Source organism: Rhodococcus sp. IEGM 1307, assembly GCF_030056915.1.
Classification (GTDB): domain Bacteria; phylum Actinomycetota; class Actinomycetes; order Mycobacteriales; family Mycobacteriaceae; genus Rhodococcus_F; species Rhodococcus_F opacus_D.
On record NZ_JASHKW010000011.1, the window covers coordinates 247,562 to 261,300 of the forward strand.

12 protein-coding genes are annotated in these 13,739 nt (G+C 70.3%); 9 read left to right on the top strand and 3 right to left on the bottom strand.

From position 1 onward, the window contains the following. Nucleotides 1-23 precede the first annotated feature (23 nt). From QM841_RS22755 to pdxR, 3 genes are read right to left on the bottom strand one after another with little or no spacing between them, the layout of a single operon-like run. Nucleotides 24-587, bottom strand: a complete 564-nt coding sequence (locus QM841_RS22755) for a TetR/AcrR family transcriptional regulator (protein ID WP_105415104.1) — start codon at nt 585-587, stop codon at nt 24-26. 3 nt (nt 588-590) lie between these two features. Continuing rightward, the gene (locus QM841_RS22760) at nt 591-2,036 is read right to left on the bottom strand and encodes an amidase (RefSeq protein WP_283333652.1); all 1,446 of its coding nucleotides are present in this window, start codon (nt 2,034-2,036) and stop codon (nt 591-593) included. A 39-nt stretch (nt 2,037-2,075) separates the two neighbouring features. After that, entirely contained in the window at nt 2,076-3,584 is a 1,509-nt protein-coding gene (pdxR, locus tag QM841_RS22765; RefSeq protein ID WP_283333653.1) for a MocR-like pyridoxine biosynthesis transcription factor PdxR, read from the bottom strand. Nucleotides 3,585-3,602: 18 nt separating this feature from the next. On the opposite strand from pdxR, the gene QM841_RS22770 reads away from it, so the two are divergent. The 9 genes from QM841_RS22770 (at nt 3,603) to QM841_RS22810 (ending at nt 13,706) form a co-directional block, all read left to right on the top strand. After that, a complete protein-coding gene (locus tag QM841_RS22770; RefSeq protein WP_283333654.1) occupies nt 3,603-4,232 on the top strand; it encodes a pyridoxamine 5'-phosphate oxidase family protein in 630 nt (209 codons plus the stop codon). A 241-nt stretch (nt 4,233-4,473) separates the two neighbouring features. Then, on the top strand, nt 4,474-4,572 hold the full coding sequence (gene kdpF, locus QM841_RS22775) for a K(+)-transporting ATPase subunit F (RefSeq protein WP_105415108.1): 99 nt from the start codon (nt 4,474-4,476) through the stop codon (nt 4,570-4,572). Then, nucleotides 4,572-6,287: a potassium-transporting ATPase subunit KdpA gene (gene kdpA / locus QM841_RS22780; protein ID WP_283333655.1), complete on the top strand. Its 1,716-nt coding sequence runs from the start codon at nt 4,572-4,574 to the stop codon at nt 6,285-6,287. The genes kdpF and kdpA overlap by 1 nt, the downstream gene beginning before the upstream one ends. Further along, nucleotides 6,284-8,386, top strand: a complete 2,103-nt coding sequence (gene kdpB, locus QM841_RS22785) for a potassium-transporting ATPase subunit KdpB (protein WP_280782449.1) — start codon at nt 6,284-6,286, stop codon at nt 8,384-8,386. Before kdpA ends, kdpB begins: the two co-directional genes overlap by 4 nt. A 6-nt stretch (nt 8,387-8,392) precedes the next feature. After that, complete coding sequence (locus QM841_RS22790) at nt 8,393-9,043, top strand: potassium-transporting ATPase subunit C (RefSeq protein ID WP_283333656.1); 651 nt, start codon at nt 8,393-8,395, stop codon at nt 9,041-9,043. 7 nt (nt 9,044-9,050) lie between these two features. Beyond that, entirely contained in the window at nt 9,051-11,588 is a 2,538-nt protein-coding gene (locus QM841_RS22795; RefSeq protein ID WP_283333657.1) for a DUF4118 domain-containing protein, read from the top strand. Beyond that, nucleotides 11,585-12,265 (top strand): response regulator, encoded by a 681-nt coding sequence (locus QM841_RS22800; protein WP_009473935.1) that lies wholly within the window; start codon nt 11,585-11,587, stop codon nt 12,263-12,265. Before QM841_RS22795 ends, QM841_RS22800 begins: the two co-directional genes overlap by 4 nt. A gap of 96 nt (nt 12,266-12,361) precedes the next feature. After that, nucleotides 12,362-12,652: a DUF1905 domain-containing protein gene (locus QM841_RS22805; RefSeq protein ID WP_054248443.1), complete on the top strand. Its 291-nt coding sequence runs from the start codon at nt 12,362-12,364 to the stop codon at nt 12,650-12,652. 91 nt (nt 12,653-12,743) lie between these two features. Then, a complete protein-coding gene (locus tag QM841_RS22810) occupies nt 12,744-13,706 on the top strand; it encodes an alpha/beta fold hydrolase (protein ID WP_283333658.1) in 963 nt (320 codons plus the stop codon). Nucleotides 13,707-13,739: the final 33 nt, after the last annotated feature.

Consider the following 13,739-nt stretch of genomic DNA (forward strand, 5'->3'; position numbering starts at 1 on the left):
GAGTCCAGAGGCTCGTCAACCACTCACGGGGCGGCGGCCCTGAGCAGAAGGAGCACCGACGTCGCGAAGTCGTGATCGCCGTCGCTTCCGGTCGCGAGTCTCCTGAGCTGCAGGCCGGCGATGGTCGCGACGATGGTCGGTGCGACGGACGCCGCGTCCGGGACGCCGAGGGCGGTGAGGATCGTCACCGTCAAATCGTCGTACGCGGCGAAACATTCGGCCGCGGCCTGACGCAGCTCGTGGTCGCGTCCCGCCTGGATGTACAGCTCGAACGGGGCGATCCGCTCGGCGGAGAACGCCAGGTCCTTCGCGACCTTCCCGGTGAGCGCGGCGGCGTCCTCGAGGCTCAGCCCCTTGTCCCGGTACCCCTCCGCCAGCTCCGACAGGCGCTGCGTCTCCTCCGTCACGAACCCGGACAGCGCGGCGCGCAACAGGTCCGTCTGCGTGGGGAAGTGGTACGTGATAGAGCCGAGCGACACCCCGGCCTGCGCGGCGATCCGCCGATTGGTCACGCCGGGAATGCCTTCCGTGCCGACGATGTGCAACGCCGCCGCGAGGATGCGGTCACGAACGTCCGTCGAAGCCACCGGTCACCACCATTTCTCGGGACGTTCCAGGTCCCACCGCAACACCGACTCCAGCTGAGCCGCAACCGACACCAGCAGCGGCTCGGCACCCTCGTGTCCCATCAGCTGGGCTCCGGTCGGCAGGTTGCCGGACGTGAACCCGGCCGGCACGTTCACGCTGGGCCAGCCCAGCACGTTCCACGGCCACGCGTACGGGCAGACCGCGGTGATCACCTTGTCCGTGGCCCACGAGCTGATGCCGTCGATCCCCTCGACCCTCGGTGGGGGAGTCGCGGTGGTCGGGGCGAGGACGAGGTCGTACTTGTCGAAGATCGCCCCCACCCGTCGCTGCATCCTCGGCTCGGCGGCGCGGGCGGCGCGTAGCGGTGCCCCACGCAACAGTCGCCCGGTCCGGGCGTTGCCCTTCGTGCGGGGGTCGACGAGTGACGGGTCCGGGACCTTCCGCACCCAGTCGTCGATGCCGACCATCGACCGCGGGAGGAAGCCGAGCCCGAACATGATCCCGTAGTCGGGGTCGTCCACCACGACGCGATGCCCGAGCTTGCGCAGCGCCTCGGCGATCCGTGCGACGCCCTGGCGGACTTCGGGATGCAGCGCGGTGGGGGTCGCGGTGAACGGGATCCGCAGCGACAGCGCGATCCGCAGCGGTCCGGGGTCGCGGCCGACGGCGTCGCTGACGGTGACCGGTGCGGGGGTGTGCAGGTCACCCTCGTGCGGTCCCGACGCGACGTCGAGAAGCAGCGCCGCGTCGGCGACCGTCCGGGCCAGCGGGCCGTTGACGGTGAGGCCGTAGAACGCCTCGGCTGCCGGCCAGGTGGAGATTCGGCCGCGTTGAGGCTTGATCCCGACGAGGTTGGTCCAGGCGGCGGGGATGCGGATGGACCCGGCGCCGTCCGAACCGATCGCCGCGGCCACCACACCGGCGGACACGGCCGCCGCGGCGCCGCCGGACGACCCCCCGGGGGTGTGGTCACCGTTCCAGGGATTGCGGGTGTACCCGAAGGCGGGACCGCCGGTCAGCGGCCACTGTCCCAGCTCCGGACTGTTGGTCTTGCCCACGACGACGGCGCCGGCGGCGCGCAGGCGTCGCACCAGCTCGGAGTCGCGCGCCGCGGGCGGGAAGTCGCCCGGGCACCCGAACGCGGTCGGCTCGCCGGCCACGTCGACGTCGTCTTTCACGGCGATCGGGACCCCGAGCAGCGGCAGGCGCTCACCGGCGGCGATCCGGCGGTCGGCCTCGGTGGCTTCGGCCAGTGACTTGGTCCGGCGGATCACCTTGAACGCGTTGAGCGTCGGCTGGCTCGCGTCGATGCGGTCGAGGGCGGCGCGGGTGGCCGCGACCGACGTGGTGGCGCCCGATGCCAGCGCCTGCGCCTGCTCGACGAGTCCCGGGGACCGATTCCCGTCGTTGTCGCGTTGCCGTCGATTGTCCAGTTGTCCCGCGCTCATGTCGCCCCTCCCGGTGACTGTTCGTTCGAACGAACAGTATCAGCCGAGGTGTTGCCGGACCACCCTCCCGATTGCCTCGGCCGCCCCGCGAGCCTGCGATTCGGGGAGTCGGGCGTACCCGCAGACCAGTCCCCGCGGGCCGCCCGCTGTGGTGCGGTAATCGGCGAGGCTCGGGACCGTCACGCCGTGGTCCTGCAGCTCAGCCGACACGGCGACGTCGTCGACGGAATCGGGCAGCGTCAGGACGACGTGGAGGCCGGCCTCGATGCCGGCCAACCCGGCACCGTCCGTGTCGACCGCGGACAATTGCTGCTGCAGTGCCGTGACGAAGGCCGCCCGGCGGGCCGAGTAGGTGCGGGAGGCGCGAGCGAGGTGCCGTGACAGCGCACCGGAGTCGATGAAATGCGCCAGCGCGAGGGCAGTGGTCGCGCAGCACGCCTCACCGCTCGCGTCGAGGGCCCGGACGAGTCCCTGCCGGAGCGCCGGAGGCGCGATCACCCACGCCACCCGGATCGAGGGAGTGAGGATCTTCGACGCCGTGCCCACGTACGCCACGCATTCCGGCCCGCGGTCGATGCTGCGCAGGGCGGGCAGTGCCGACACGTCGTATCGGAACTCGCCGTCGTAGTCGTCCTCGATGATCACCGTTCCGGAGGCCGCGGCGTCGGCCACGAGCCGCGCCCTGCGGCCCACCGGCATCCGGGCCCCCATCGGGTACTGATGGGCGGGCGTGCAATAGGCCGCGGCGTCGGTGGCGCGCAGCAGGGCGGGGTCGAGGCCGTCGCCGTCCACGGACACGCTGCGCGTCCGCACCCCCGAATCGTCGAGGACGGTGCGGGCCCGGCTGTAGCCGGGCTCCTCGAACACCACGTCCCGGCCGCCGAGTCCTGCTGCGGCCACGAGGGTGCGGAGCGCAGCGGCGACTCCGGGAACGATCACCAGTTCGTCGGGGCGCGCCGCGATCCCCCGGGTGCGGCGTAGATGTACCGCGAGGGACCGTCGCAACTCTGGGTGCGCGCCGGGGCCCGGGACGTCCGAGGTCACGGCCGCGGCGGCGGCCGTCCGCCACGCCCGGCGCCAGTCGACGGTGGAGATCAGGGCGGGATCGGGGTGGCCCGGAGTGAGATCCCACCGCGCCGCCGGTGTCCCGGGGGCGGCGGCGGAGGCCTGATCCGACGTTCGGGTGATCGTGTGCGAGGCGACGTGTGCACGGGCCGCGACGTCGGCGCCCGGTGCGATCCGGGTGCCGGAACCGGCGCGGGCGTTCGCGTATCCGGACGAGCAGAGTTCGTCGTAGGCGTCGACCACCGACGCCCGCGCGACCGTCAGGTGTGCGGCCAGCGCCCGCGAGGAGGGCAGTGGGTCGCCGGGTCGCAGGCGACCCCCGCGGATCTCGTCGAGGATCGACTCCGCGATGCGGTGCCGCAGCGGCGCGTCGGTGTCGGGGAGCCGCAACGTCAGGTGCAGTTCGGGGCTGATCCGGGGCATGGTCCCCACAATACTGGTCTGTCGATATTGATGATTGTGGATCTGGAAGCTGATCCACATAGGGGTGAGGATGGTCTCGTGGACAAGATCATGAGATACCCGGACCGTGCCCGCACCGAACGCGCGCAACTCGACGCCGTCCTCGACGCCGCGCCGATGGGCACCCTCGCCACCGTCGTCGACGGGCTGCCGTGGGCCGTGCCGATGCTGTACGCCCGCGACGGCGACAGGATCCTGCTGCACGGCTCCACCGGGGCCGGCGCGCTGCGGCAGGTGGCGGCCGGCGCACCGGCGGCGCTGTGCGTCGCGATGCTCGACGGAATCGTCGTCGCGGACACCCTGTTCGACTCGTCTGCCAACTACCGTTCGGCGGTGGTGCGGGGCAACCTCGTCACTCTCGGCGAAGACGAATCCGCCGACGCACTGAACGCACTGTCGGACGTGCTGATCCCCGGCCGCAGCACGGAGGTCCGGGGGCACCGGCGCAAGGAACTCGCCGCGACACTGGCCCTCGCCCTCCCGATCACGCCGGGCCAGTGGACCGTCAAGGTGCGGGACGCACCACCGGGCGAACCGGCCGAAACCAGCAGCGCCTGGGCCGGCGTGGTCCCGGTTCGGTCGGTCGCCGGCGCGCCCGTCCCGGCGCCGTGGGTGGCGAGCGGCACACCCGTGCCCGCGTCCGTGTCGCGGCTGACCCGGACCGCGTAAGGAAAGCGTCAAGAGCCGGAGGAGTCCCGTAAGCGCTGCGTCAGCGCCGCCTCTTTCGCCGAGATCCGGCGTGATGCTGGCATGACACCCCACAACCGTGGGGTGTCATGCCTGCGCTGAACCGCAGGGTCAGTACGAAGAGGGATCCTCACATGGCCGATGTGGCCTACGTCGCGCTCGTCCTCGGCGGATTCGCCTGTTGCGCGCTCGTTCTCCGTGCCCTGCAGACCGGACGCGTGAAATGACGGGCGCCGGAACACTCGCGGTCGCGCTCGTCGCGATTGCCGCCGCGCTCGTCGTGTACCTCCTGATCGCGCTCATCGACCCGGAGCGGTTCTGATGACGCCTGCCCTGGCGGCCGGACTGCAGGTCGCCTTCGTCCTCGCGGTACTCGCGGTCGCATATGTGCCGGTGGGCGACTACATGGCGCGCGTGTACGAATCACGCCGTCACCTGCGGGTCGAATCCGTCCTGTACCGCCTGTGCCGCATCAACCCCCACACCGAGCAGACCTGGCCCGGCTACGCGGGCAGCGTGCTGGGATTCTCCGCGGCGAGTGTGCTGTTCCTCTACGCCCTGCAGCGCATCCAGGGCGTGCTGCCGCTGTCCGGGGACCTCTCCGGGGTCAGTCCCGCGGTGGCGTTCAACACGGCCGTGTCGTTCGTGACGAACACCAACTGGCAGTCGTATGCGCCCGAGACCACGATGAGCAACCTGACCCAGCCGGTCGGGCTCGCCGTGCAGAACTTCGTGTCCGCAGCGGTGGGCATGGCCGTCGCGGTGGCGCTGATCCGCGGGTTCGTCCGGGTGTCGCGCGGCGGTGAGATCGGCAACTTCTGGGTGGACCTCACCCGGGGCAGCCTGCGTATTCTGCTGCCGTTCTCCTTCGTGATCGCGCTGATCCTGCTGAGCCAGGGCGTGATCCAGTCCTTCCACCCGGGCTTCGCGTCCACCGGTCTGGACGGCAACTCCGTCACCAATGCACTCGCACCCGTCGCCTCGCAGGAAGCGATCAAGGAACTCGGCACCAACGGCGGCGGGATTCTCGCCGCCAATTCGGCGCACCCGTTCGAGAACCCGACGCCGATCAGCAACATCGTCGAGATCCTCGCGATCCTGCTGATCCCGGTCTCCCTCACCCGCACGTTCGGCACCATGGTCGGCGATCCTCACGACCGAGCGAGCGAGGTGTCCGGGCACCGCCAGGGGCTGACCCTGCTCGCCGTGATGGGCATCCTGTGGGGATCGCTCCTCGCGGTCATGCTGGCCGCGGAGTCGGGTCGGCGCGGCGTCGCCGCCACCGCCGCGGGCGCGATGATGGAGGGCAAGGAGGTTCGTTTCGGAATCCCCGGCACGGCACTGTTCGCCGTGAGCACCACCGGAACGTCCACGGGCGCGGTGAATTCGGCGCACGACAGCCTGTCGCCACTCGGCGGCGGAGCCGTTCTCCTCAACATGCTGCTCGGTGAGATCGCGCCCGGCGGTGTCGGCACCGGGCTCTACGGAATTCTCGTCCTCGCCCTGATCGCCGTCTTCGTCGGCGGACTCCTCGTCGGCCGCACACCCGAATACCTGGGCAAGAAGCTGCGGCAGCGGGAGATCACCCTCGCCGCCCTGTCGGTGCTGGTGATGCCGGCGCTCGTCCTGATCGGGACCGGAATCACCGTGATCCTGTCCTCGACCACCGGCTACCAGGGCAACAGCGGCGACCCCGGAAGCCCCGGATCCATCCACGGGTTCTCGGAAGTGCTGTACGCGTTCGCGTCGGCCTCGAACAACAACGGCAGTGCGTTCGGCGGGCTGACGGTGACGAGCGACTGGTTCCAGACCGCTCTCGGCCTGTGCATGCTGCTCGGCCGGTTCCTGCCGATCATCTTCGTCCTCGCGCTCGCCGGATCCCTGGCGTCGCAGAAGAAGACGGCCGCAGGCGCCGGGACCCTGCCGACGGCGGGCCCGATGTTCACCGGGCTCCTCACCGGCACCGTCGTGCTCGTCGCGGCGTTGACATTCTTCCCGGCCCTCGCGCTGGGACCGATCGCGGAGGCTCTGCAGTGAGTGTGAACGTGACCAGTCGTCCGGAATCCGGGACGGCGACGACGCCCGAGGCCGGCCACGACCCGGCGCCCGTGAAGGCGGGAATCTTCAGCCCCGCCCAGCTGGTGACGGCGCTCCCGGGCGCCCTGCGCAAACTCGACCCCCGGCACCTCGCCCGCAACCCGGTGATGTTCGTGGTGTTCGTCGGCTCCGTCGTCACCACCGTCATGGCCGTCGCCGACCCGTCGGTGTTCTCCTGGGCCGTCGTCGCCTGGCTGTGGTTCACGGTTCTGTTCGCGAATCTGGCCGAGTCGGTCGCGGAAGGGCGGGGCAAGGCGCAGGCGGCGAGCCTGCGGAAGGTGAAGCAGGACACGGTCGCCCACCGGATCACGGCGAGCGGCCGGGTGGAGTCGGTGGCGGGTACCGAACTCACCGTCGGCGACCGGGTGGTCGTCGAGGCGGGAGAGGTGATACCCGGCGACGGCGACGTCGTCGACGGAATTGCGACCGTGGACGAGTCGGCCATCACCGGCGAATCGGCGCCCGTCGTCCGCGAATCCGGTGGCGACCGGTGTGCCGTCACCGGTGGCACGACCGTGCTGTCCGACCGGATCGTCGTGCGCATCACCGCGGCCCCCGGACAGTCGTTCGTGGACCGGATGATCGCCCTCGTGGAGGGGGCGGCGCGGCAGAAGACGCCGAACGAGATCGCGCTGAACATCCTGCTGGCGTCGCTGACGATCATCTTCCTGCTGGCCGTCGTCGCGATCGGCCCGATGGGCCTGTACGCGGGCCAGGAGCAGGATCCGATCAAGCTGATCGCGCTGCTGGTCTGCCTGATCCCCACCACGATCGGGGCCCTGCTGTCGGCCATCGGCATCGCCGGGATGGACCGGCTGGTGCAGCGGAACGTCCTGGCGATGTCGGGGCGGGCGGTGGAGGCCGCCGGCGACATCGACACCCTGCTGATGGACAAGACCGGCACCATCACGTTCGGCAACCGGCAGGCCACGGCCCTGCATCCCGCACCGGGGGTTTCCGCGATCGAGTTGGCTACGGCCGCACGGTTGTCCAGCCTCGCGGACGGCACGCCCGAGGGGCGCAGCATCGTGGACCTGTGTGTCCGCGACTTCGGGCTTGACCCGGCACCGTCCGAGGCGGAGAGGGCGGCGGAATTCGTGCCGTTCACGGCGCAGACCCGGATGAGCGGACTCGACATCGACGGCGCCCGGATCCGCAAGGGCGCGAGCGACGCCGTGCTGACGTGGGTGCAGGCGCTCGGCGGGCAGGCGGCGCCCGCGGTCACCGACAGTGTGAACCAGATCGCGCAGGCCGGGGGAACGCCGCTGGTGGTCGCCACCGTTCACGGAGACGCAGCGACCGTCCTCGGGGTGATCGCGCTGTCGGACGTGGTGAAACCGGGTATCGCCGAGCGGTTCGCGGAACTGCGGGCCATGGGGATTCGCACGGTGATGATCACCGGCGACAACCCGTTGACGGCGAAGGCCATCGCGGCCGAGGCCGGTGTCGACGACTTCATGGCCGAGGCGACACCCGAGGACAAGCTCGCGCTGATCCGCAGAGAACAGGAGGGCGGCCGGCTCGTCGCGATGACCGGGGACGGCACCAACGACGCCCCGGCGCTGGCCCAGGCGGATGTCGGGGTGGCGATGAACACCGGCACGTCCGCGGCGAAGGAGGCCGGGAACATGGTGGATCTCGATTCGGATCCCACCAAGCTCATCGAGGTGGTGGAGATCGGCAAGCAACTGCTCATCACCCGCGGGGCGCTCACCACGTTCTCGCTCGCCAACGACCTGGCCAAGTACTTCGCGATTCTCCCCGCCCTGTTCAGCGGCATCTATCCGCAGCTGGACACGCTGAACGTCATGCGGCTGGCCACCCCGGAATCGGCCATCCTGTCGGCGGTGATCTTCAACGCCGTGGTGATCGTCGCGCTGATCCCGTTGTCGCTGAAAGGCGTTCGCTACCGTCCGTCGTCGGCGTCGACGCTGCTGGGCCGCAACCTGCTGATCTACGGTCTCGGCGGTGTGATCACGCCGTTCGCCGGTATCTGGCTCATCGACCTCGTCGTCCGTCTCATTCCCGGAATTGGGTGATCCCGCATGCGATTTCTCATCGGCCTGCTCCGGCAGACCTGGGCCGGACTACTCGTCCTGCTCGCACTCACAGCAGTCCTCGGTGTGCTCTATCCCGCCGCCGTGTGGGGGGTGAGCAGGATCGGCGCAGGAGCGGCCGAGGGGTCTGCGGTGCGCAACAGCGCCGGGTGCGTCGTCGGGAGCCGGTGGGTCGGTGTCGACCCGCAGGTGCCTGCGGGGGAGCCGGATCCGTTCTTCCACAACCGGGTCACCGGGTCGGTGGCCGAACAGGATCCGTTCGCGCCGGGCGATCCCGCCACCGCCCTGCCCACCAACCAGGGGCCGAGCAGTGAGATCCTGGCGACGTTCATCGCCGACCGGCGGGCGGCGATCGCGACCCGGGAAGGGGTGGACCCCTCCAAGGTACCGGCGGACGCGGTCACCGGATCCGGCTCGGGCATCGACCCGCACATCAGCCCCGCGTACGCGGCGTTGCAGGTGCCGAGGGTGGCCGCGGAGAACGGTCTCAGCGAGACCCGGGTCCGGCAACTCGTCGACGAGAACACCGAGGGAAGGCAACTCGGCTTCCTCGGTGAGGAACGGGTGAACGTCCTCGAACTGAACCTGGCCCTCGGCCTGACCGCTCCCGAGTGCACCGCCCCGACCGCTGGTGGATGATGGCGAGGTGAGTGGTACCGGAACCGAGGGCGTGCGCCGGGACGCCGAACGCCGACGCGGTGAACTGCGCATCTATCTCGGAGCCGCACCGGGTGTCGGCAAGACGTTCGCGATGCTCGGTGAGGCGCACCGCCGCCGGGAGCGGGGGTGCGACGTGGTCGCGGCCGTGGTGGAGACCCACGGCCGCGACCGCACGGCGGCGCAGCTCGGCGACCTCGAACTGATTCCGCCCAAGCTGATCGCCTACCGGGGCACGCTCGGCCGGGAACTCGACGTCGAGGCGGTGCTGGCCCGCAGGCCGGCGCTGGTCCTCGTAGACGAGCTCGCGCACACGAACACACCGGGCAGCGTCCACGAGAAACGCTGGCAGGACGTGGAGATACTCCTCGCCGCGGGGATCGACGTCCTCTCGACGCTCAACGTCCAGCACCTCGAAAGCCTCAACGACGTGGTGCAGCGGATCACCGGAGTGGTGCAGCAGGGAACGGTTCCCGACGAGGTGGTGCGCGCCGCCACCCAGGTCGAATTGGTCGACATCACTCCGGAGGCTCTGCGCCGCAGGCTGTCCCACGGCAACATCTATGCCGCAGACAAAGTCGATGCGGCACTGAGCAATTACTTCCGGAAAGGGAACCTCACCGCACTCCGCGAACTGGCCCTGCTGTGGGTGGCCGACCAGGTGGATGCCGCACTCGCGAAATACCGTGCGGAGAACAAGATCACCGACACGTGGGAGGCCCGGGAACGGGTGGTGGTCGCGGTGACGGGCGGACCGGAATCGGAGACGCTGGTTCGGCGCGCCGGCCGGATCGCGTCGAGATCCAGCGCCGAACTGATCGTCGTGCACGTGGTGCGCGGCGACGGCCTCGCGGGTGTCTCGGCTCCGGAGATGGGCAAGGTACGGGCCCTCGCCGCAAATATCGGCGCGAGTCTGCACAGCGTCGTCGGCGACGACGTCCCGACCACGTTGCTCGACTTCGCCCGGACCGCGAACGCCACACAACTGGTGCTGGGCACGTCGAGACGCTCACGGTGGGCGCGGATCTTCGACGAGGGCATCGGCGCAAGCGTGGTGCAACAGTCCGGGTCGATCGACGTGCACATGGTGACGCACGGCGAATCCCACCGCCCGCGGCGGTTGTCGCCGGTGGGCTCCCGTTCGCGCACGGCGATCGCCTGGATCGCCGCCGTCCTCGTACCGTCGGTGGCCACGCTGGTGATGAGTGCCGTCGACCGGTGGCTCGGATTGGTCGGCGAGGGAGCCCTGTTCTTCATCGTGGTGCTGCTCGTCTCGCTGCTCGGGGGTGTCGCCCCCGCCGCGTTCTCCGCGCTGATCTCGGGTCTGTTCCTCAACTACTTCTTCACGCCGCCGGTGCGGAGCTTCACCATCGCCGAGCCGGACAACTTCATCACCACGGTCGTGCTGCTCGTGGTGGCCGTCGCCGTCGCGGTCCTGGTCGACGCGGCCGCCAAACGTTCACGGGAAGCCCGCCGGGCGTCGCAGGAAGCCGAGCTGCTGGCACTGTTCGCCGGATCGGTGCTGCGCGGCGCCGACCTCGACACGCTGCTCGAGAAGGTGCGCGAGACCTACGGCCAGGATTCGGTCAGCGTGCTGCACCGGGACCGCGGTCCGGTGGGGTCCGTCGGGCCGCACCCACCGGTGAGCATCGCCGACGCCGACACCGTCTGCGAGGTGGGGGAAGGGGAATACGCGCTCGCCCTGCGCGGCAGCGAACTGCACGCCCGGGACCGTCGGGTGCTCCTCGCCGTCGCCAACCAGGCGGTGGGCATGATCCGCCAGACCGAGCTCGCGCAGGAGGCGGGGCAGGCGCAGGCGCTGGCCGAGGCCGACCGGTTGCGGCGGTCGCTGCTGTCCGCCGTCAGCCACGACCTCCGGACCCCACTGGCCGCGGTCAAGGCCGCCGCGTCCAGCCTGCGCAGCGACGACGTCGACTTCTCCCCGGAGGACACCGCCGAACTGCTCGCGACCATCGAGGAATCGGCCGACGTGCTGACCTCTCTCGTCGGGAACCTGCTCGACTCCTCCCGTCTCGCGGCGGGAGTGGTGACCCCGACGCTGCGGCCGGTGTACCTCGACGAGGTGGTGCACCGGGCGCTGGTGGGTCTGGGAATCGGCGGCCGGACCGGGACCCGGGCCCGGGAAAGGGTGGAGGTCGACGTCGGAACGGTGACGGCGATGGCGGATTCGGGCCTGCTCGAGCGGGTGCTCGCCAATCTGATCGACAACGCACTCCGCTACGGTGAGGACTCCGTGATCCGGGTCGGTGCCGCGGCGGTGGGCGACCGCGCCGTCATCGCCGTCGCCGACACGGGGCCGGGAATTCCGCGTGGGCGGGCAGACGAGATGTTCGCCCCGTTCCAGCGGCTGGGGGACCGCGACACGACCACGGGAGTCGGGCTCGGGCTCTCCGTCGTCCGCGGATTCGTCGACGCGATGGGCGGAACCATCAGCGCCACCGACACCCCCGGCGGTGGTCTGACGATGGTGGTGGAGCTGGCCGGGGCGGGAGGGGAGCCTTCATGACGAGAGTTCTCGTCGTCGACGACGAACCGCAGATTCTCCGCGCCCTGCGGATCAATCTGAGCGTGCGCGGGTACGACGTGGTGACGGCCGCGTCCGGGGCGGCCGCCCTGCGCGCCGCGGCCGAGCGACCGCCGGACGTGATCGTGCTCGACCTCGGGCTACCCGACATGGACGGCACCGAGGTGCTGGCCGGCCTCCGCGGGTGGTGCCCCGCACCGGTCATTGTGCTGTCGGCGCGGACGGACTCCGCGGACAAGGTCGACGCTCTCGACGCCGGCGCCGACGACTACGTCACCAAGCCGTTCGGGATGGACGAGTTCCTGGCCCGGGTGCGTGCGGCCGCCCGCCGGGCGACGACGGCCGTCGACACGAGTGAACCTGTGGTGGAAACGGATTCGTTCACGGTCGATCTGGCGGCGAAGACGGTGCGGCGGGCAGGGACCGAGGTGCACCTGACGCCGACCGAGTGGGGAATGCTCGAGATGCTGGTGCGCAACAAGGGCAAGCTGGTGGGGCAGAAGGAACTGCTGCGGGAGGTGTGGGGTCCGGCGTACGCCACCGAGACCCACTACCTGCGGGTGTATCTGGCGCAGCTGAGGCGCAAACTCGAGGACGACCCGTCCCACCCGCGTCACCTCATCACCGAGGCCGGGATGGGGTACCGGTTCCAGGTGTGACCGGGCGACGTGATCCTGCTCACGACCGATGATTCCGGCCGGCTCCGGGAGTCCTACCTTCGACCGCAGCATCACACTCGACCGGAGGAGCCACGAATGCCCGCACCGAAGACCCCGCAACCACTCGCGCACACCTTCACGGCGCCGATCCAGAAGGACGGGGCGTTCGCCACGTACGTGACCGTGCCGGACTCCGCCGAACTTCTCGGAACGCGGCGGCCGGTGAAGGTCGGCGGGACGATCGACGGCCACCCGTTCAATGCGACCCTGATGCCCTCGGGTGAAGGTCCGCACTGGCTTCCCCTGAAGATCGCACTGTGCAAGTTGATCGGTAAGGACGGTGCCGGAGTGGAGGTGACGGTGCACCTCGAGCAGCGTTTCAGCTGACGCCGGGCGGCGTCCGGGTTTGATCCGGGGAGAGCGGGGTACGGATCACCCGGAAGCGGTCTGCGTTTCCGAACGGGTTTCGAGGTGTGTCGTGCCGGTGTGGCCGCGGTTGTCGGGGTGGCTCCCCACTCTGGGGGTCGTGGTGCTCGTCGCCGCGTGCGGAGTGAGCGACGACGGCGACACGAGCGAGAATTTCGCCGGCACCGTCGACATCGGCGGGGGTAGGAACATCCATCTCGAGTGTGCGGGCACAGGCGCACCGACCGTCGTGTTCGTGTCCGGTCTCCGGTTCGGTGCCGATCAGTGGACGACGACGGCCGATCCGGCGAGCACCTCGGCCTTCGACGGGGTCGCCGAGTTCACCCGAGTCTGCTCGTACGACCGGCCCGGGGTCGTGCTGGGCGACGACGCATTGAGCCGCAGCGACCCGGTTCCGCAGCCGATCACCACCACGGACGCGGTCGCCGACCTCCAGTCGCTGCTGGGCGCCACGGGCGAGGCCGGCCCCGGCCCCTACGTGCTGGCCGCCCACTCCTACGGCGGTCAGATCGCGAGACTCTTCGCCGGCAACCATCCCGACGAGGTGGCGGGCATGGTGCTGATCGACGCGCAGTCGGAGGAACTGCAGACGCTCCTGCCCCCGGAGCAGTTCGAGGAGTTCCTGCGGCTCAACACCCCGCAGCAGGACAGTCTCGACGAGTACCCGGACCTCGAGCGTGTCGACTTCGTCCGCAGCTTCGACGAGATCCGCGCCGCCGAACCGATCCGGCCCCAGCCGCTCGTCGTCCTCTCCGCCGACCGTTCGGTGGCGCCGCAGATCGCGGAGGGCATTGCGAACGGAAGCCTCCCCGCCGACATCGATCCCGGCTACGGCCCGGCCCTCGACGCCGTGCAGCCGAAGGCGCAGGCGGATCTGGCACAACTCGTCCCGGGTGCCACGCATGTCACGAACACGAACAGCGGCCACAACATCAACATCGAGCAGCCGCAACTCGTCATCGACGGAGTCCGCGACGTCGTCGACGCCGTGCGCGACGGGCGCACCGAGCCCTGACCGTCGCATCCGGCTCGGCCTGCGGAATGTGGT